This window comes from Streptomyces sp. NBC_01288, assembly GCF_035982055.1.
Lineage (GTDB): Bacteria > Actinomycetota > Actinomycetes > Streptomycetales > Streptomycetaceae > Streptomyces.
The window spans coordinates 5,899,900-5,917,079 of record NZ_CP108427.1; the positions used below are offsets into that span (position 1 = coordinate 5,899,900).

Here is a 17,180-nt window from a genome sequence, read left to right on the forward strand (position 1 = left end):
TTGCTGATCTCCTGTCGGTGGGCCGGGGTGTGGACTTCAATGGTGCCGTGCGCGTCGTGACGTGGAACCTGTGGTGGCGGTACGGGCCCTGGGAGGCCCGGCAGAAGGCGATTCTCGCCGTGTTGCGTGAACTGCGGCCCGATGTCGTCGGGTTGCAGGAGGTGTGGGATGCCGAAGGTGTGAACCTCGCCGGGTGGCTCGCCTCGGAACTCGGGATGCACTGGACCTGGGGAGCCTCCCACGACCCCGGGTTCTGGCAGCGGCGACTCGGCGATCCCACCGTCGGGATCGGCAACGCCGTCCTCAGCCGTTGGCCCGTCGCCGAGCGGGCCGTACTGCCCTTGCCGCCGGGCGATGGAGACGGCGGCCGGCTCGCGCTGTACGCGGGGCTGGACGCGCCGGGGCATCGCGTCCCCTTCTTCACCGTCCACCTCTCCTCCGCCACCGAGGCCTCGGCCGTACGGTGCCAACAGGTCACCGCGCTCGCCGAATTCGTCGCCGAGCACCGTGGCGGCGGCCCCTTCCCGCCCGTCGTCACCGGCGACTTCAACGCCTGGCCCGACTCCGACGAGGTACGGCTCTTCGGGGGGTACCGGACCGCGCCGGCCGTGGACGGGCAAGTCCTCATCGACGCTTGGGAGTTCGCCGAGCCGGGGGCGCCCTCGGCCACCTGGGACCTCAACAATCCGTACATCGCGGGCACGTTCGGGCCGAGCGTGCGCGTCGACTACGTCTTCGTCGCGCCGACCGGGAAGGGCGGGCTCGGGCATGTGCGGGGCGTACGGCGGGCGGGGGACGGGCCGGTCGACGGGGTGTGGCCGACCGACCACGCGGCCGTTGTCGTGGATCTGAGCGCCTAGTCCACCGGCTTACCGCTTGGCTTCGCCCAGGAAGATCGGGTTCGTGAGCGCCGCCAGCGCCCCCGGTACCGCCCCCGCCGCCGTCTCGTGCCTCAACTCGGCCCGTACGTACGCCGCGTAGGCAGCCGTCGTACCCCACTCGACCACCCCCGCCCCGCTCACCGGGAGCGGATCGCTGGTGAACAGCACCCCCTGGTCGGTCACGAAGCGGACGGTGCAGCGCGGGGCACCGGTGGCTTCCAGCCGTAGCGTGACGGGGGTGTCCGCAGCCACCCTCAACCGCTCGCCGATTCCCGCGTGTTGGGCCCGGCCGCCGGTCGCGGTGAAGGTGAGGGAGAGGTTCTTGGACTCGGCGACGTACGAACGCCCCGCGCGCAGGCCGTCCTGGATCGCCTCCCGCGTCAAGTCCTCGGCCAGGACGACGGTTTGGGGCAGACCGATCGCGTCGGGGTCGCGGTGGGCGTCGCTGTTGCCCATCGCCGGGAGCCACTCCCGGTTCTCCCGTACGGACGCCACGAGTGTCGCGTCCCAGGAGGCCAGGGCGATCTCGTCGTCGGGCGTGTAGGGGCCGTTCCACACCTCGACGGCGTCCGCCTCGCCGAAGCCGAACTTCCAGGCGCAGCCGATGCAGGTGGCGTGCGGATGGGCGGGGACGACCAGGCCGCCGGCCCGCCGGATCTCGCGGGCGTACCGTCCGAAGCGGTTGTCGCGAGCCCGGTACCGCCAGTCGACGAAGGTGCCGGGCTCGGTGCCGAGGGCGACCACGTGACCGTTACGGGTGGTGACTTCTTCCCCCAGCAGGATCAGCAGGTCGTCGCCCGCCTCCGAGGCCCAATGGGGGTGCGATGACGGGGTGTTGTGGTCCGACGAGTTGATGAAGTCCAGGCCCGCCGCCCGCGCCAGCGCCGCGATCTCGGCCGGGGTGCGGCGCCCGTCCGAGTACCAGGAGTGCAGATGGCAGTCACCCCGGTACCAGGCCCGCCCGCGCCCCTTCGCCCGCTCCGGCGGGTACACCGGTCGCGGGGCGACGCCCGGGTCGCCGTAGGTGAGCGTGATCGTGAGCTCGTACGACAGCCCCTGCGGGGAGACGGTGTACGGGCCCAGCGCGATGTGCCAGGTCCCGGCGTGCACCGGGCCGGGGAGGTAGCCGGGCGTCGCGTCGTCCACGCGGAGGAAGAACTCCGTGCGGGCCCCGCCCGACCAGCCCCGGAAACCCCGGCCGCCCAGGTCCGTGCCGTGCTGGTCGAAGATGCCGATGTCGAGCGCGTTGCCCTGGGTGCCGGCCGGGACGGACGGCCTGTCGTACGTGTAGGCCACCTTGATCTCGGCGACCCCCGTGGGGACCTCGACGGGCACGTACACATAGTCGGGCGAACCGGTCGGGAGCGTGCCCCGTACCGTCCGCGTCTCCTGGGCACCGCTTGCCGGGGTCGCCGCACCGCTCGCGAAGGTCACGCTTCCCAACGTAAGCGCGGCGGTGGCGCCCGTCACGATCAGCGCACGTCTGGTGGTGCCGTTTCCGTGATCGTCATCGCACATGCTGCTGCTCCCGGGGTGTCGTGAGTGACAGGGACGGTGCGGAGGTGACCCGTACGACTCTGATAGTCGGCTGTGAACTCCCGTGCAAGGACAGGGAATCGGCGGGTGTCGGAAATCCGGAGTCGGCATGGGGACGCCGGGGCGCTCCCGCGGCCAGTCACACCGTGTAACGATCTGCGGTGCGGCATGAATCGGGCGTCTCTCTCTGGCCTGATCAGGCCGATCGTATGCTCGAAGGATGACGACTCCCGCGAGCTCCGGAACCGGCCCGACCGAGAACTCCATGCGTCGCGCCCTCAAACGCGCCCGTGACGGCGTCGCGCTCGACGTGACGGAAGCGGCGGTGCTGCTCCAGGCGCGCGGCGAGGCCCTCGACGACCTGACCGCGTCCGCCGCCCGGGTGCGCGACGCGGGCCTGGCGACGGCCGGCCGACCGGGCGTGATCACGTACTCGAAGAGCGTCTTCATCCCCCTCACCCGCCTCTGCCGCGACAAGTGCCACTACTGCACCTTCGTCACCGTCCCCGGCAAGCTCCGCCGGGCCGGCCACGGGATGTTCATGTCCCCCGACGAGGTCCTCGACATCGCCCGCCGAGGCGCCGAACTCGGCTGCAAGGAAGCCCTGATCACCCTCGGCGACAAGCCCGAGGACCGCTGGCCGGAGGCGCGCGAGTGGCTCGACGCGCACGGCTACGACGACACGATCGCGTATGTCCGCGCCATCTCCATCCGCATCCTGGAGGAGACGGGCCTGCTCCCGCACCTCAACCCCGGCGTCATGACGTGGACGGACTTCCAGCGCCTGAAGCCGGTGGCCCCGTCCATGGGCATGATGCTGGAGACGACCGCGACCCGCCTGTGGTCCGAGCCCGGCGGCCCGCACTACGGCTCCCCGGACAAGGAACCGGCCGTACGCCTACGGGTGTTGGAGGACGCGGGCCGTTCGTCGGTCCCCTTCACGTCCGGCATCCTGATCGGCATCGGCGAGACCTACGAGGAGCGCGCGGACTCCCTCTTCGCGCTCCGCAAGGTCGCCCGCTCCTACCACGGCATCCAGGAACTGATCATCCAGAACTTCCGCGCCAAGCCGGACACGGCGATGCGCGGCATGCCGGACGCGGAACTGGACGAGTTGGTGGCGACGGTCGCGGTGGCGCGGCACATCATGGGCCCGTCGGCCTGCCTCCAGGCCCCGCCCAACCTCGTCGACTCGGAGTACAAGCGCCTGATCGGCGCGGGCATCGACGACTGGGGCGGGGTGTCGCCTCTGACGATCGACCACGTGAACCCCGAACGCCCGTGGCCGCAGATCGAGTTGCTGCGCGAGCAGTCGGCGGAGGCGGGCTTCGAACTCCGCGAACGCCTCTGCGTCTACCCGGAGTTCGTGGGTCGCGGCGAACCCTGGCTGGACCCGCGTCTGCTGCCGCACGTACGGGCGCTGGCGGACCCGGAGACGGGCCTGGCCCGTGAGGACGCGGTGGTCGAGGGACACGCGTGGCAGGAACCGGAGGAGGCCTTCGTGTCATCCGGCCGCACGGACCTCCACACGACGATCGACACGGAGGGCCGTACGTCCGACCGCCGTGACGACTTCGACGAGGTCTACGGCGACTGGGGCGCCCTGCGCGAGGCGGCGGCGCCCGGGATGGTCCCCGAGCGCATCGACACGGACGTACGACAGGCACTGGCGACGGCGGCCGACGACCCCACTCGCCTCACCGACGCGGAGGCGCTCGCGCTGCTGCACGCGGACGGTCCGGCGCTGGACGCGCTGACGCGGATCGCGGACGACGTGCGGAAGTCGGTGGTCGGCGACGAGGTGACGTACATCGTCACGCGGAACATCAACTTCACCAACGTCTGCTACACGGGCTGCCGTTTCTGCGCGTTCGCGCAGCGCCGTACGGACGCGGATGCCTATACGTTGTCGTTGGACCAGGTGGCGGACCGGGCCCAACAGGCCTGGGAAGTCGGGGCAGTTGAGGTCTGCATGCAGGGCGGTATCCACCCCGACCTGCCCGGCACGGCGTACTTCGACATCGCGAAGGCGGTCAAGGAACGCGTCCCCGGCATGCACGTCCACGCGTTCTCCCCCATGGAGGTGGTGAACGGCGCGACGCGCACGGGCCTCTCCATCCGCGAGTGGCTGACGGCGGCGAAGGAGGCGGGCCTCGACACCATCCCCGGCACGGCGGCGGAGATCCTGGACGACGAGGTCCGCTGGGTCCTGACGAAGGGCAAGCTGCCGACGGCGACGTGGATCGAAGTGGTCACGACGGCCCACGAGTTGGGCATCCGTTCGTCGTCGACGATGATGTACGGCCACGTGGACCAGCCACGCCACTGGCTGGGCCACCTCCGGACCCTGGCGTCCATCCAGCAACGCACGGGCGGCTTCACGGAGTTCGTGACGCTGCCGTTCATCCACACCAACGCGCCGGTGTACTTGGCGGGGATCGCCCGCCCGGGCCCGACGATGCGGGACAACAGGGCGGTGGTCGCGATGGCGAGGCTGCTCCTGCACCCCCACATCCCCAACATCCAGACGAGCTGGGTGAAGTTGGGCTCGGAGGGCGCGGCGGAGATGCTGCGTTCCGGGGCGAACGACCTCGGCGGCACGCTGATGGAGGAGACGATCTCGCGGATGGCGGGTTCGTCGTACGGCTCGTACAAGTCGGTGCGGGACCTGGTCGCCGTGGCGGAGCTGGCGGGTCGGCCGGCGCGCCCCCGTACGACCTTGTACGGGGAGGTGTCGGAGGAGCGGCAGCGGGCGGCGGCGGTGTCGGACGGGCACCTGCCGGAGCTGTTGCCGGTGCTGGACTGAGGGGCGGGAGCGGGCGGGAGCGGGCGGAGAGGTCGGGTGTCGGGATGGGGGGCCGGTACGATGATCCGACCCCTGTTCGATCGGGATGTGGGGGCTGTGAGTAGCTGAGGAGATGCGTGCCCGTGCCTGCCTCCAAGGTCTGGGTGACCGGTCTGACGGTGGGAGCGATCGCCGCGGTCACGGTCCTGGCCGTCCAGGCCAACAAGGGCCCGCACCCGAAGGCGTCCGCCGCCCGCCCGAGCGCCTCCGCGTCCGCGCACGCGTCCACGTCCCCGAAGCCGCACGCGACGGCCGCCGCGGTACCGGCCTCCTCCGGTACCGGGCGGCGCATCGTCTACGCCGTCGGCCAGAAACGGGTCTGGCTGGTCGACGCGAGCGACAAGGCGGGCCGTACGTTCGCGGTCTGGCCGGGCACGGTGAGCCCCGACCCCGGCAAATACACCGTGTCGGTCCGCAAGGACGCCACGACGGGCTCCGACGGCGTCCAGATCGAGAACATCGTCTACTTCGCCACCAAGTCCGGCCTCAACATCGCCTTCTCCAACGCGGTGGACGGCTCCTCGCCCCCGCCGGCGGCGGGCAAGGAGACGGGCGGCGTCCGCATGGGCAAGGCGGACGGCGCGGCACTGTGGGCGTTCGGGACGACGAGCACGAAGGTGATAGTGGTCAAGTAGTCGCCGTCCGGCTCTCCGTGAGCTGAACGACGACCAGCACGACCCCGCTCAGCAGGAACACCCGGGTCGCGGCCTCCAGCCCGTTCCAGTCCTTCGACTGCCACATCGAGAACCACTCACCGCCGACCGCGATGAACCCGGCCCCGAACAACACCATCAGCATGAGCAGCCCGTACGTGGAGAACCGCCGCGCCCGCTCGTCATCCCGCCGGACCCACAGCCAGGTCCCATATCCGAGCACAAGCGCGGCAAGCGTCTCCCACACGATGATCAGCACATAAGCCGCGTCCTGTAGCCCCTTGCTGGTCACCGCCCGCCACATCAGATCGTCGTCCTTGAACGTCGTATCCATGGCCAACACATGCCGCACGAACTGCTGGTTGGTCCCGAAGTCGGTGATGTTCCCGAACGCCACGAGGGCGATGTAGAGGGCGACGGTGGCGGTGAGGAGGGTGGCGGCGAGCTGTGCCGCGGTGCGTGAGGTGGGGGTGGTCATGACCGGTTTCTTCCCCGCGTACGAGGGATGCTCACCGCTCGGATCAACAGGGTGTCCGCGGCGCGCGGTCCCTCGTTGGTCGACGGGAGCAGGTCGACGCTGATGTCCGTGAACCCGGCCTCGTCCAGGGTCTTCACCCAGACCTCCGTTGGACGGTGCCCCGCGTTTCGGGGCGCTGCGCCCAGCACGCCGCACGGAACGGGCCAGGTGCGATCAACTCGCTTTCCGCGTAAGGGCTTTGCGCGGTGTGCAAGCGGTCTCGACGGCCCCGCTCCGCACCCGTAGCTTGAAAGGCCCCGTTCGTGCGGTGTGGGAGGGGCCCGTGCCCGTTGACCCGCTCTGGAACAGCACGAGAGCACGCGAGTTGGCCGCGCAACGGCGCCCCGGCGCGCTCATCCGCCTCGGCCGCGAACACCGCGCCGCGCTCGAAGTCGGTGTTCCGCGACACGTCCTGGTGAGTTCTCTCGCGCCACCCACCCCGACGGTATCGACGGCCACTAGGGTGACGGCCAGTCCGCACGCCGAGGAGGACCCGATGCGCCGCCGTACGCTGCTCACCGCAACGGCAGCCGCCGGACCGGCCGCCCTGCTGCTGGGGGTGGACGAGGCCCTGGCCGACACTCCCGCACCGACCGGCGCCGGACCGCTGGACGCCCGGCTGGCCGCCGCCCGCGACCTGTACGACAAGGGCACGCACGCGCCTCTGCTCGCCGCCCTGCCCGGCCTCATCGCCGACGGGCACGCTGCCGCCTCCTCCCGCCGGGAACTCGATCAGGCCCGCCTCTCCTCCGTCTACAGCCTCGCCGCCGCCGTACTGAGCAAGCTCGGCTCCTACGAGCAGGCCCGACTCACCGCGGACCGCGCCCGCACCTGGGCCGAGGTCTCTGGTTCACCCCTCGCATCGGCCGCCGCGGTCCGGGAGTTGGCGATCGTGCTACTCCACCAGGATCGCGGTGAGGAGGCCCAGCGCCTCATGTTGGCGGCGGCTTCCGGGGTACAGGCGACCGGACTGCGGACCGACGCGTCGGCGTCCGCGTACGCGCAGATGCTCTGCACCCTGGCCTACACCGCCGCCCGCGGCGGACACCGCGCCGAGGCCCTCGCGATGACCGAGGAAGCCCGCCGCGCCGCCAGCCGATTGCCTCAAACCGCCCCGCCGGGACGCCTGTTCCCCATCAACCCGGCCGCCGTCGACCTGTACGCGGTCGGAGTGCACTGGGCGCTCGGCGATGCGGGCGCGGCCCTGGAGGCGGGGAAGAACCTGCGCCCGCGCAATTCCCGACCGCCGAGCGCAAGGCCCGCCTGGGCACCGACATGGCGCGAGCATGGTGGGCATGGCAACGCCCCGAACAGACCACCCAGGCGCTGCTCTCCGCATACCGCGCCAGCCCCGCCGAGGTCCGGGACCGGCCCGCGATCCGCAGCATCGTCCACGAACTGGCAGAACGGCACCCGCGTACGACCGGCGTCCGTGAGTTGCAGGCGGCTGTACGTCAGTAGGACGCGAAAGCCACGAACTCGGCCCACGAGGCATCCGCGAAGGCGAGTTGGGCGCGCTGCGTGTTCTTGGAGTCGCGTACGTGGACTGTGGCGTCTGCGGGGGCTATCGCGACCTCAACGCAATCAGGGCCGTCGTTGCTGCTGTAGCTGCTCTTGAACCACTTCAGCGCGGAGGTCATGTCTCTTCTCCCATTACTTTCTCGATGAAGGCCAGGGACTCCCGTGGCGTGAGAGCCTGCGCCCGGATCATGCCATAGCGCATTTCCAGGACCTGAACTTCCTTGGGATCGCTGATCAGTCGACTGTGGAGCTGGCCCTCCGAGTGGCCGAGTGTCTTGCCGTTGAGGAGCTTCAGCAGCCGGATCGAGCCCGCCATACCCGCGTGGTCCTCACGGTCTGTGGGCATCACCTGGATCTCGACATGGCGCAACTTGCTGATCTCCAGGAGGTGTTCAAGCTGTTTCCGCAGCACCATTCTGCTTCCGAGGGGTCGCCGTAGCGTCACCTCTTCCTGGACGAAGGTGAGCAGCGGTGATGGCTTGCGCTCGAAGACGGCCTTGCGTGCCACGCGCGCGGTGACGTGCCGGTCGATCTCCTCCTCCGTGTACGCGGGGCGTCGCATGACATACAACTCCCTTGCATAGTCCGGGGTTTGCAGCAGACCGTGAATCTGGTGGCTGTCGTAGGCCCCCAGCTCTACGGCCTCGTCCTCCAGGTTTTTCAGATCCCGGACCTTTTTCGGGTACCGGGCCTTCTCCACGTCCTCCTTCATCGCGGAGATCTTGCCGCCCGCTTTCAACACCTTGTCCGCCTTGTCGAGGAACTCCGGCTTGGGGGCCCGCCGCCCCCGCTCCACCGACGAGACCATCTCCGCGCTGTACCCGATCTCGACCCCGAACTCCGCCTGCGACAGCCCGGCGGCCTCCCGCCACATCTTGATCTGCCGGCCTACCGCCTTCAGTACGGCCGCCGACTCCTCGTCCTCCACACCGCCCACCTCTCGTGCACGAGCCGGACGACCCCGGACAGCAGCCGGACAGTCGCGCTCCGTACCGACATGAATGCTGTTCAGGGTAGACAGGAGTGGCCACGCTGAGTGATGTGAATGAAGAAATCACCCAAGCCGCCACCCTGGTACGGCACTTCACCGTGCTGTTGTCCGCGACGCGCAGGGGAGCCCGCCTCGCCCGTCTCCTCACGGAACGTCAACTCGCCGACTGGGGGCTGCCGTCCGACGCCGCCGAACACGTCGTTGCCGAACTCGCCGCGAACGCCGTCTTTCACGGGCGGGTACCCGGGCGCGATTTCCGGCTGACACTACGGCTCGACGCATTGGGCACGCTCCGTATCGAGGTGACGGACGCCCGGGGCGATCGGGTCCCCCATGTCCCGAACTCGGACTCGGTGTGGGCGGAGTCGGGGCGCGGGCTGCTGCTCGTGGCCGCGTACGCGGAGCGGTGGGGTGTCGATGAGGCACCCGCCCCCTGCAAGACCGTGTGGGCCGAGCTCGTGTTGGGGCGGGGGTGAGGGGGTTGCTGTGGGCCTGAGTTGTGGAGTGAACGTCGGGCCGCCCGCTTCTTGGTCAGTGTCGGGCTTCCATGCCCCGAGTAAAGGGCGCTACGCGTCGCCTACGGCGATTCCGCTTCGCTCCACCCTTGACTCGGTGCACTCCAGCCCGTTTCAGAAGCGAGCGGGCGGCCCCGAGGGATGGGTGGCCAGGTACGAATCCTGTCGGGTGGGCTGCGTTCTGGGCCGGTGCGGAGGGGCGCGCTCGCGTCTCGCCTGCACGCCGGGCCGGCTCAGCGGCCAACGGTGGATGAGTGGATGGGCGGACGGGTGGATGGGTGGTTGCGGGAAGCCGGGGGTAAATCTAACCACCGTTGTGGGCTGTGACTGGTTAGAAATAGACACAGCTTCCAGAGAGGCCAGGGCGGGGCGGAGCCGGGGCGAGTGCGACGCGTTGACGTCTCGCCCGCACGCCGGGTCGGCTCAGCGGCCAACGCCCGGTGGGGAGTGCGGTTGGGTGCTGCCACCCGTCCCGCCGGTCCTTCCCTGCTGGGCTCTTCCCCCACCACTCTGCGCAGCCTGTGTCCTTTTCTAACCGGTCAAAGGCGGCGACGGTGGTTAGATTTACCCCCGGCTTCCAGCACTTACCCACCCGGGGTCGGCCGCTCAAGCCGAGGCCGCGTGCGGGCCGAACGGCGGCACGCCCCCGTGCACCCTCCACCCGCGTCTCCCACCCCACCGGCGGGCAGTCGCTAAGCCGGCCCGGCGTGCAGGCGAGACGCGAGCGCGCCCCTCCGCACCGGCCCACGACTCAGCACAGGCAAGGGCCTGCCCGCCTTGGCCACCCGTCCTTCCGGGCCGCTCGCTCGCTTCTGAAACGGGCTGGAGCGGGTCGAGTCAAGGGTGGAGCGGAGCGGAATCGGCGCAGCCGACGCGACCGTAGGGAGCGCCCTTTACTCGGGCCGTGGAAGGCCGACACTGGCCGAGAAGCGAGTGGCCCCACCCCGCGTACCGATCCACCCCTATCCACCCCCTCAACCCACCGTCCCCGTTCGATTACAGTGCTGAACTGACTCGTACGTACGACGGAGCCCGAGGAGGCCTTGGTGAGTACGGCAACCGCGGCCGTCTGGGGTCGGGTGGAGCAGCAGGATTTTCGGAGTCGGGTGCGGGGGACGCTGCTCGGGGCCGCCGTGGGGGACGCGCTCGGTGCGCCGGTGGATCTGTTGGCGGGGGATGAGATCCGGGAGGCCTACGGTGCTGAGGGCGTCGTGGATCTCGTCTTCGGCTACGGCCGGCGGGGGGCCGTCACTCATCTCACGCAGCTCAGTCTGTTCACCGTCGATGGGCTGATCCGCGCTCAGGTGCGGCGCGACACCGGGGCCTGGCATCCGCCTACCGATCTGCATCGGGCCTATTTGCGGTGGGCCGCGACCCAGCATGACTGGGGGCCCGATGAGCGTCGTAAGGATGATGGGTGGCTTGCGCGCGAGGAGTGGCTCTACGCTCGGCGTGATCCAACTCGGGCTTGTTTGCTGGGGTTTGGGGATGAGCGGATGGGGACGCTCGATGCTCCGAAGAATCCTGGCGAGGTGGGTGGGGAGGCCGCCGCTCGGTCCGCGCCTTTTGGGTTGCTCGTGGGGTGGGAGCCTCAGCTGGTGATGCAGCTCGCCGTGGAGTGTGCCGCTCAGACTCATGGGCATCCCGTTGGGTATCTCTCCGCCGGTGCCTATGCCGTCATTGTCCATGGACTTGCCCGTGGAGAGAGTCTTGACGCCGCCGTGCAACGGGCGCTCGGCCTGCTTGCCGTCAGACCCGGGCACCAGCCCGTCTCCGTCGCGCTCCAGCGCGCTCTCGGCGCCGTACGGCAGGGGATGCCCACCTCCGCGCGGGTCGAGGAACTCGTGGGGGAGGGGAACGCGGACGGGGTGCTCGCGGGGGCTGTCTACTGCGCGCTCGTCGGCGAGGACGTACGGCATGGGCTGTGTCTGGCCGTGAATCACGGTGGGCCCTCCGGGACTGCGGGGGCGCTCACCGGTGGTCTGCTCGGGGCGTTGCACGGCGAGACGGCCCTCCCGCCGGCCTGGCTGGCCGAGCTGGAGGGCCGTCCCACGTTGCTTGTGCTCGCCGATGATTTCGCGGTGGAGATGACCCAGGGGCCCGCGTTGCACGGGCCCGCCGGGTCCGCCCCCGGGTGGATCGCCAGATACCCCAGAGGCGCGTAGTCGGAGCCGGAGCCGTAGCTACGACTGGCTGCCCACCACGTCGTCTCCCGCACTCGCCTGTGCCGGTACCGTCACCGCCGCCGCCTCTCCGTCGTCGTCCCCGCCGCCGTTGATCTTCTCGATCAGCGCGTCCCGTTCCGGGGTGTCCTCGGGCTTCACGTAGCCGATGAGGATGTAGAGGACCAGGGAGACCGCGAGCGGGATCGACACCTGGTACTGGAGCGGGACCCCGCCGTCCACCTCCCAGTTGATCGGGTAGTTGACCAGCCAGAAGGCGAACAGGCCCGCCGCCCAGCTCGTCAGCGCCGCCGTGGGACCGGACTTGCGGAACGGGCGGAGCAGACCCAGCATCATCGGGATCGCGATCGGGCCCATCAGGCCCGCGACCCACTTGATGACGACCGTGATGATGTCCTTGAACGTGGGCGAGTTGATCTGTGTCGCCACCGACATCGACAGGCCGAGGAAGACGACCGTCGTCACGCGGGCCGCGATGAGCCCCGAACGGTCGTCCCACGCACGGGCCTTGGCCGATACGACCGGTGCCACGTCCCGTGTGAAGACCGCTGCGATCGCGTTGGCGTCGGAGGAGCACATCGCCATCGTGTGGGAGAAGAAGCCGACGACCACCAGGCCCAACAGGCCGTGCGGGAGGAGTTGTTCGGTCATCAGGCCGTAGGAGTCGGAGCCGTCCGGCTTCTGCGCGTGGACCAGGAGCGGGGACATCCACATGGGGAAGAAGAGGACCGTCGGCCAGATCAGCCACAGCGCCGCCGACAGCCGGGCCGAACGCTCGGCCTCGTAGGGGCTCTTGGTGGCCATGTAGCGCTGGGCCTGGTTGAGCATGCCGCCGTTGTACTCGAAGAGCTTGATGAAGAGGAACGCGAGGAGGAAGACCGTGCCGTAGGGGCCGACGAGCGGTTTGCCGTGGCCCTGGAGCGCGGGTTCGTCCCAGGCCCCGAGGAAGCTGATGCCCTTGTCGTGCAGCTTCAGTACGACGGCCACGAACATGGAGACGCCGGCCAGCAACTGGATGATGAACTGGCCGAGTTCGGTCAGCGCGTCCGCCCACAGGCCGCCGATCGTGCAGTAGACCGCCGTGATCGCACCGGTGATGAGGATGCCCTGGTTCAGGGACACACCTGTGAACACCGACAACAGGGTCGCGATCGCCGCCCACTTGGCCGCCACGTCCACGATCTTCAGCAGCATCCCGGACCAGGCGAGCGCCTGTTGGGTCTTCAGGTTGTAGCGGTTCTTCAGGTATTCGAGCGGGGACGCCACGTGGAGCCGTGAGCGCAGCCGGTTGATGCGCGGCGCGAACAGCTTGGAGCCGATGGCGATGCCCAGCGCGATCGGGAACGACCAGGTGATGAAGGACGTGACGCCGTAGGTGTAGGCGATGCCCGCGTAGCCGGTGAACATCACCGCGCTGTAGCCCGACATGTGGTGCGAGATGCCGGAGAGCCACCACGGCATCTTCCCGCCGGCCGTGAAGAAGTCGCTCACGTTGTCGACGCGCTTGTGCGACCACACACCGATCGCCACCATCACGCCGAAATAGCCGATGAGCACGGCCCAGTCGAGCCCGTTCATATGCGCCCTCCCACGATTGAGCCGGTTCAGCCCGGGGCTCATCGTGGGCGGTCGCGCGTGAGCACGACAAGTAAGCGCACGGTCAAGGGGGAGTAAAATCGTTCGGATTGATGTTCCGCGTTCAGCTATGTGAACTCATCGCATCAGCTCCCCGGCGTTGACCAGCAACGACTGTCCCGTGATCGCCCGCGCCCGTTCCGACGCCAGGAACACCGCCGCGTCCGCCACATCCCCGTCCGTCGCCAGCTCGGGCAGTGCCATCCGGTCGGACAGCCGCTTCAGTACCTCCGCCTCCGGCACCTTCTCCGTGTGCGCGGTGAACTGCACGTACGCCTCCACCGGCGGCCCCCACATCCACCCCGGCAGCACGGTGTTCACCCGGATCCGATACGGCCCCAACTCCCTTGCCAGCGAGTACATCGCGCTCGTCAGCGCTCCCTTCGACGCCGCGTACGCCGCCTGCCGCACCTGGGACGGGGCGGCCACGGCGGACTGTGTCCCGATGAAGACGATCGAGCCGCCGCCCACCTCCTTCAGTGCCGGCAGGCAGGCCCGCGTCATCTTCAGCGTCCCCAGCAGGTTCACGTCGATCACCGACTGCCAGGTGGTGAAGTCCGCGTCCTCGACCCCGCCGAAGTAGCTGTCCCACGCGGCCACTTGGACCACCGCGTCGACCCGCCCGAACCGCTCCCGCGCCACCGACACCAGCGCCTCGCACTGCGCCTCGTCCGTGATGTCCGTCGCCCGGTACGCCGTGTGCGCGCCGTCCGGATCGATCTCGGCGGCCGACTTGGCGAGATTCGCCTCCGTGCGCGCACCGAGGACGGCGTTCCCCCCGTCCCGTACGACGGCGGCGGCGACCTGGTGGCCGAGTCCGGCCCCGACCCCCGAGACGACGACGGTCTTGCCCGCGAGCAGCGACATTCGATCCCTCCCGGGGTCTGGCGGTTTATCTGACGGGGCGTCAGAGTATGGGCGACCGGCGGAGGACGGAAGGGGAGCGACGTGAGCGAGGAAACCCGGAGCGACGTGTACGCCGAACTGGCCGCCGTAGGACCGTACGGAGTCCGGCCGGGGCATGCGCTGATCACCATGGTCGAACCGCGCCCCGGCCACGAGTACGCCTACAACCGCTGGTACGAGGACGACCACTACTACGCGGGTGCGATGGCCATGCCCTGGATGTACTCGGGCCGCCGCTGGGTTGCCACCCGCGACCTCCAACTCCTGCGCCGGCCAGAGAAGTCGGCCGTCGCCGAGCCCGTCACCGCCGGCTGCTACCTCTCCACGTACTGGGTCACCGAGGGCCGCTACGACGACCACATGAAGTGGACCGTCGGCATCAACAAACGGCTCAATCGGGACGGTCGCGTGTACCAGGACCGTACGCACGTGTTCACGGCGTTCCAGGACCACGAGGCGACCGTGTACCGGGACGGCGCGGCGGGCCCGCGGGACTTCCACGCCCTCGACCACCCTTACGCCGGGCTGGTGTTGGAGGTCGTCGACAGTGAATCGGCCGAGCAGCGCGCCGAGTTGCTGGAGTGGCTCCGCTCCCGGCAGCTGCCCAAGCGCCTCGCCGGGTCACCGGCCGCCATGGTGACCGTCTTCCGGCCGACCCCGCTGCCGGGCGACCGCATGACCTACGTCAAGCAGGTCGAGGGGGTCGACACCCGGCTCACGTTGCTGTGGTTCCTGGAGGCGGATCCGCGGGAGTGCTGGGAGGAGCACTTCGCGGATCTTGAGACGCCGGTGGCCGAATCGGGGCTGGGGCGGGTGGAGTTGGTGGCACCGTTCATCCCCACGGTGCCGGGCACGGACAGGTACGTGGACCAACTCCGCTGACCACTACTTCAGTTCATCCGGACACGGAGTACCCCGCGGCAACTGGTACGGCGCCGCCAGCCGGTACGTTCCTGTCTTCGGGGCCAGCAACATCGTCCACTTGTCGCCCTTGGAGTCCTCCTCCGTCTCCATCAGGCAGCCGTTGAGGTTGTCGTACGTCTTCGGCGTGCCCTCGGCGCGGTGCTTGGACGCGTCGGTCTCCTGCGGGGGCTTGAGGCTCTTGCCCTTCGCGTCGACGATGCTCAGCCACGGCGAGTACGGGATGCGGATGAGGATCCGGCCCTTCTTCTTCACCTCGATGGTCAACTCGCCCTGCTCCGCCCGGTCGACGACCGAGTTCGGCTCGGCGAGCGGCGTCGGGTCGGTGACCTGGAACAGCTGCCAGTTCGTGTCGCCCCAGACCTGCTTCAGATACGGCATCCCGCGCTGGACCAGGGCCCGTTCGCGCTCGCCGCCGTCGCCGTCCAGCTTGTCCTTCGGCAGCACGACGTAGTGGACGGCCCAGCGCTGGAGCCACTCGTGGTAGTTCGCCGAGTTGAGGGTGTCGTCGTAGAAGAGGGGGTTGCGCTCCATGTCGGCCTGGCGGTTCCAGCCGCGGGCCAGGTTGACGTAGGGCGCGAGCGCGGAGGCCTCGATGTGGGACGCGGCCGGGACGACCTCGACGCGGCCGCGCTCGGCGCCTACGGTCTGGAGTTCGTTGACGAGCGGCGCGAGTTCGTGCGACCAGGACGCGGCGGGGGCGGTGTTGATGACGTCGTCGACCGACTTGAAGCCGATCCAGCCGTTGAAGCCGACGAAGGCCAGCGCGATCGCGTACCACTTGCGCGAGCGCGGCACCGCGAAGGGCAGCGCGGCGATCAGGGCCACGCCCGCGAACAGCATCGCCAGTCGGCTTATGTTCGAGCCGATCTGCGAACTGACCAGCCAGACCAGGATGACGCCGATGCTGTACACGGCCGACGTGATCCGTACGGTCTTCCACTCGCGCGGCACCAGGAAGTAGACGATCACCCCGGACGCCAGCGGCAGGATCATCGAGCCGAACAGCATCGGCTGCGTCCCGGAGAACGGGAACAGCCAGGCGGACACGGCCACCACGGCCGCGGGCGCGAGGCCGAGGGCCCATGCACCTGGGCGTCGCTTCTGGAGGAACAGGGCTACGGCGACCAGGCCCACGAACAGTCCGGCCACCGGCGACGACATGGTCGCGAGCGCGGCCAGCGGGGCCGCGCACAGGGCCTTCGCCCAGCGTTTGTAGCGCCAGCGGTAGGGCCAGCAGAAGACCACGGCCACCGCGCCGAGCCCGAACACCAGGCCAAGCCCGTACGTCACCCGGCCCGACGCCGCGTTGCACAGCAGCGCGAAGACACCCGCGAGCGAGGCCCACAGCGGGTTCCGCACCGAGCGGCTGCGGATCAGGATCATGGTGAGCAGGCCCGCCGAGATGGTCCCGGCGATCATCATCGTCGTACGGACACCGAGGACCGACATCAGATACGGCGAGACCACGCTGTACGACACCGGGTGCATGCCGCCGTACCAGGCGAGGTTGTACGCCGAGTCCGGGTGGCGGCCGACGAACTCGGCCCAGGCGTCCTGCGCCGCGAGGTCGCCGCCACTGTTCGCGAACGTGAAGAACCAGACGACGTGGAGGACACCGGAGAGGAGCGTGAAGCCGATCACCGGGTGGGCGAGGAAGGGGGCGCGGAGACGGTCGACGAAGCGTGTCAGGCGGGTGCTGTTCTCACGGGGTTCGACCTCGCGGGTCCCGCTGTCGTCCGTGTGATGGGCGTCGACTGCCGCGTCATCCGTCCTGTCTGTCGCGGTGTGCGCGGGTACGCGTATTCGCGGGCCGGTTACCGGGCCCGGATCGGCATCGTCGGCACGTGTCGGCTCCGCTGTGGCCACCTGAAGGCACTCCCCGTGTCCCGTCTTCCGTTCTCGGCCGCGTCCTGTCCCGTTCCCGGCCTGTTCGACGCCGCGTCCCGCTCGACCGGCGACGTGCCCCGATTCGCGACGCTAGCACGCACCCCGCCGACGGGCTCCCGGGTGGGGGCCCGCCGACGGGACGCGGTGACGTGCGCGGTGACGTGCGCGGTGACGTGCAGCGCCTCG

The 17,180-nt window shown here is 69.5% G+C and carries 14 protein-coding genes and 1 pseudogene; 7 read left to right on the forward strand and 8 right to left on the reverse strand.

Features of this window, described 5'->3' with window-relative positions; all coding sequences use genetic code 11:
- Window positions 1-47: 47 nt before the first annotated feature.
- Complete coding sequence (locus OG194_RS26645) at window positions 48-860, forward strand: endonuclease/exonuclease/phosphatase family protein (RefSeq protein ID WP_327403315.1); 813 nt, start codon at window positions 48-50, stop codon at window positions 858-860.
- Window positions 861-869: 9 nt separating this feature from the next.
- Here the strand turns inward: OG194_RS26645 and OG194_RS26650 are convergent, their stop codons facing one another.
- A complete protein-coding gene (locus OG194_RS26650) occupies window positions 870-2,399 on the reverse strand; it encodes a CehA/McbA family metallohydrolase (RefSeq protein WP_327403316.1) in 1,530 nt (509 codons plus the stop codon).
- Window positions 2,400-2,637: 238 nt separating this feature from the next.
- Here OG194_RS26650 and OG194_RS26655 point away from each other — a divergent pair, with 238 nt between their 5' ends.
- A complete protein-coding gene (locus OG194_RS26655) occupies window positions 2,638-5,223 on the forward strand; it encodes a bifunctional FO biosynthesis protein CofGH (RefSeq protein ID WP_327403317.1) in 2,586 nt (861 codons plus the stop codon).
- Between the two features lie 122 nt (window positions 5,224-5,345).
- Complete coding sequence (locus OG194_RS26660) at window positions 5,346-5,897, forward strand: hypothetical protein (protein ID WP_327403318.1); 552 nt, start codon at window positions 5,346-5,348, stop codon at window positions 5,895-5,897.
- On the opposite strand, the gene OG194_RS26665 is transcribed toward OG194_RS26660, so the two are convergent.
- Both OG194_RS26665 and OG194_RS26670 read right to left on the reverse strand, forming a co-directional pair.
- A complete protein-coding gene (locus tag OG194_RS26665; protein WP_327403319.1) occupies window positions 5,890-6,393 on the reverse strand; it encodes a DUF2165 domain-containing protein in 504 nt (167 codons plus the stop codon). The genes OG194_RS26660 and OG194_RS26665 overlap by 8 nt on opposite strands.
- Window positions 6,390-6,530, reverse strand: a complete 141-nt coding sequence (locus tag OG194_RS26670; protein WP_327403320.1) for a hypothetical protein — start codon at window positions 6,528-6,530, stop codon at window positions 6,390-6,392. Before OG194_RS26670 ends, OG194_RS26665 begins: the two co-directional genes overlap by 4 nt.
- Before the next feature lie 185 nt (window positions 6,531-6,715).
- On the opposite strand from OG194_RS26670, the pseudogene OG194_RS26675 reads away from it, so the two are divergent.
- Window positions 6,716-7,893, forward strand: a pseudogene (locus tag OG194_RS26675) (transcriptional regulator).
- Here the strand turns inward: OG194_RS26675 and OG194_RS26680 are convergent.
- Both OG194_RS26680 and OG194_RS26685 read right to left on the reverse strand, forming a co-directional pair.
- Complete coding sequence (locus OG194_RS26680) at window positions 7,887-8,072, reverse strand: DUF397 domain-containing protein (RefSeq protein WP_327403321.1); 186 nt, start codon at window positions 8,070-8,072, stop codon at window positions 7,887-7,889. The pseudogene OG194_RS26675 and the gene OG194_RS26680 sit on opposite strands and share 7 nt — an antisense overlap.
- The gene (locus OG194_RS26685; protein ID WP_327403322.1) at window positions 8,069-8,881 is read right to left on the reverse strand and encodes a helix-turn-helix domain-containing protein; all 813 of its coding nucleotides are present in this window, start codon (window positions 8,879-8,881) and stop codon (window positions 8,069-8,071) included. The genes OG194_RS26680 and OG194_RS26685 overlap by 4 nt, the downstream gene beginning before the upstream one ends.
- 143 nt (window positions 8,882-9,024) lie before the next feature.
- Here OG194_RS26685 and OG194_RS26690 point away from each other — a divergent pair, with 143 nt between their 5' ends.
- Window positions 9,025-9,420 (forward strand): ATP-binding protein, encoded by a 396-nt coding sequence (locus OG194_RS26690; RefSeq protein WP_442811803.1) that lies wholly within the window; start codon window positions 9,025-9,027, stop codon window positions 9,418-9,420.
- A 1,082-nt stretch (window positions 9,421-10,502) separates the two neighbouring features.
- The gene (locus tag OG194_RS26695; protein ID WP_327403324.1) at window positions 10,503-11,624 is read left to right on the forward strand and encodes an ADP-ribosylglycohydrolase family protein; all 1,122 of its coding nucleotides are present in this window, start codon (window positions 10,503-10,505) and stop codon (window positions 11,622-11,624) included.
- Window positions 11,625-11,642: 18 nt separating this feature from the next.
- Here the strand turns inward: OG194_RS26695 and OG194_RS26700 are convergent, their stop codons facing one another.
- Window positions 11,643-13,220 carry a sodium:solute symporter family protein gene (locus OG194_RS26700; protein ID WP_327403325.1) on the reverse strand — a complete coding sequence of 526 codons (1,578 nt, stop codon included), beginning with the start codon at window positions 13,218-13,220 and terminating at the stop codon, window positions 11,643-11,645.
- A gap of 135 nt (window positions 13,221-13,355) precedes the next feature.
- Complete coding sequence (locus OG194_RS26705) at window positions 13,356-14,144, reverse strand: SDR family oxidoreductase (RefSeq protein ID WP_327403326.1); 789 nt, start codon at window positions 14,142-14,144, stop codon at window positions 13,356-13,358.
- Window positions 14,145-14,225: 81 nt separating this feature from the next.
- Between OG194_RS26705 and OG194_RS26710 the strand changes: the two genes are divergently transcribed.
- A complete protein-coding gene (locus OG194_RS26710) occupies window positions 14,226-15,065 on the forward strand; it encodes a hypothetical protein (RefSeq protein ID WP_327403327.1) in 840 nt (279 codons plus the stop codon).
- Between the two features lie 3 nt (window positions 15,066-15,068).
- Here OG194_RS26710 and OG194_RS26715 read toward each other — a convergent pair whose 3' ends face one another.
- Window positions 15,069-16,973, reverse strand: a complete 1,905-nt coding sequence (locus OG194_RS26715; RefSeq protein ID WP_327403328.1) for an MFS transporter — start codon at window positions 16,971-16,973, stop codon at window positions 15,069-15,071.
- Window positions 16,974-17,180: the final 207 nt, after the last annotated feature.

What these genes read in the sequence shown, in the direction of transcription:
- OG194_RS26650 (WP_327403316.1), bottom strand. Translation starts at nt 2,399, where the DNA reads ATGTGCGATGACGATCACGGAAACGGCACCACCAGACGTGCGCTGATC.
- OG194_RS26655 (WP_327403317.1), top strand. Translation starts at nt 2,638, where the DNA reads ATGACGACTCCCGCGAGCTCCGGAACCGGCCCGACCGAGAACTCCATG.
- OG194_RS26665 (WP_327403319.1), bottom strand. Translation starts at nt 6,393, where the DNA reads ATGACCACCCCCACCTCACGCACCGCGGCACAGCTCGCCGCCACCCTC.
- OG194_RS26680 (WP_327403321.1), bottom strand. Translation starts at nt 8,072, where the DNA reads ATGACCTCCGCGCTGAAGTGGTTCAAGAGCAGCTACAGCAGCAACGAC.
- OG194_RS26700 (WP_327403325.1), bottom strand. Translation starts at nt 13,220, where the DNA reads ATGAACGGGCTCGACTGGGCCGTGCTCATCGGCTATTTCGGCGTGATG.
- OG194_RS26705 (WP_327403326.1), bottom strand. Translation starts at nt 14,144, where the DNA reads ATGTCGCTGCTCGCGGGCAAGACCGTCGTCGTCTCGGGGGTCGGGGCC.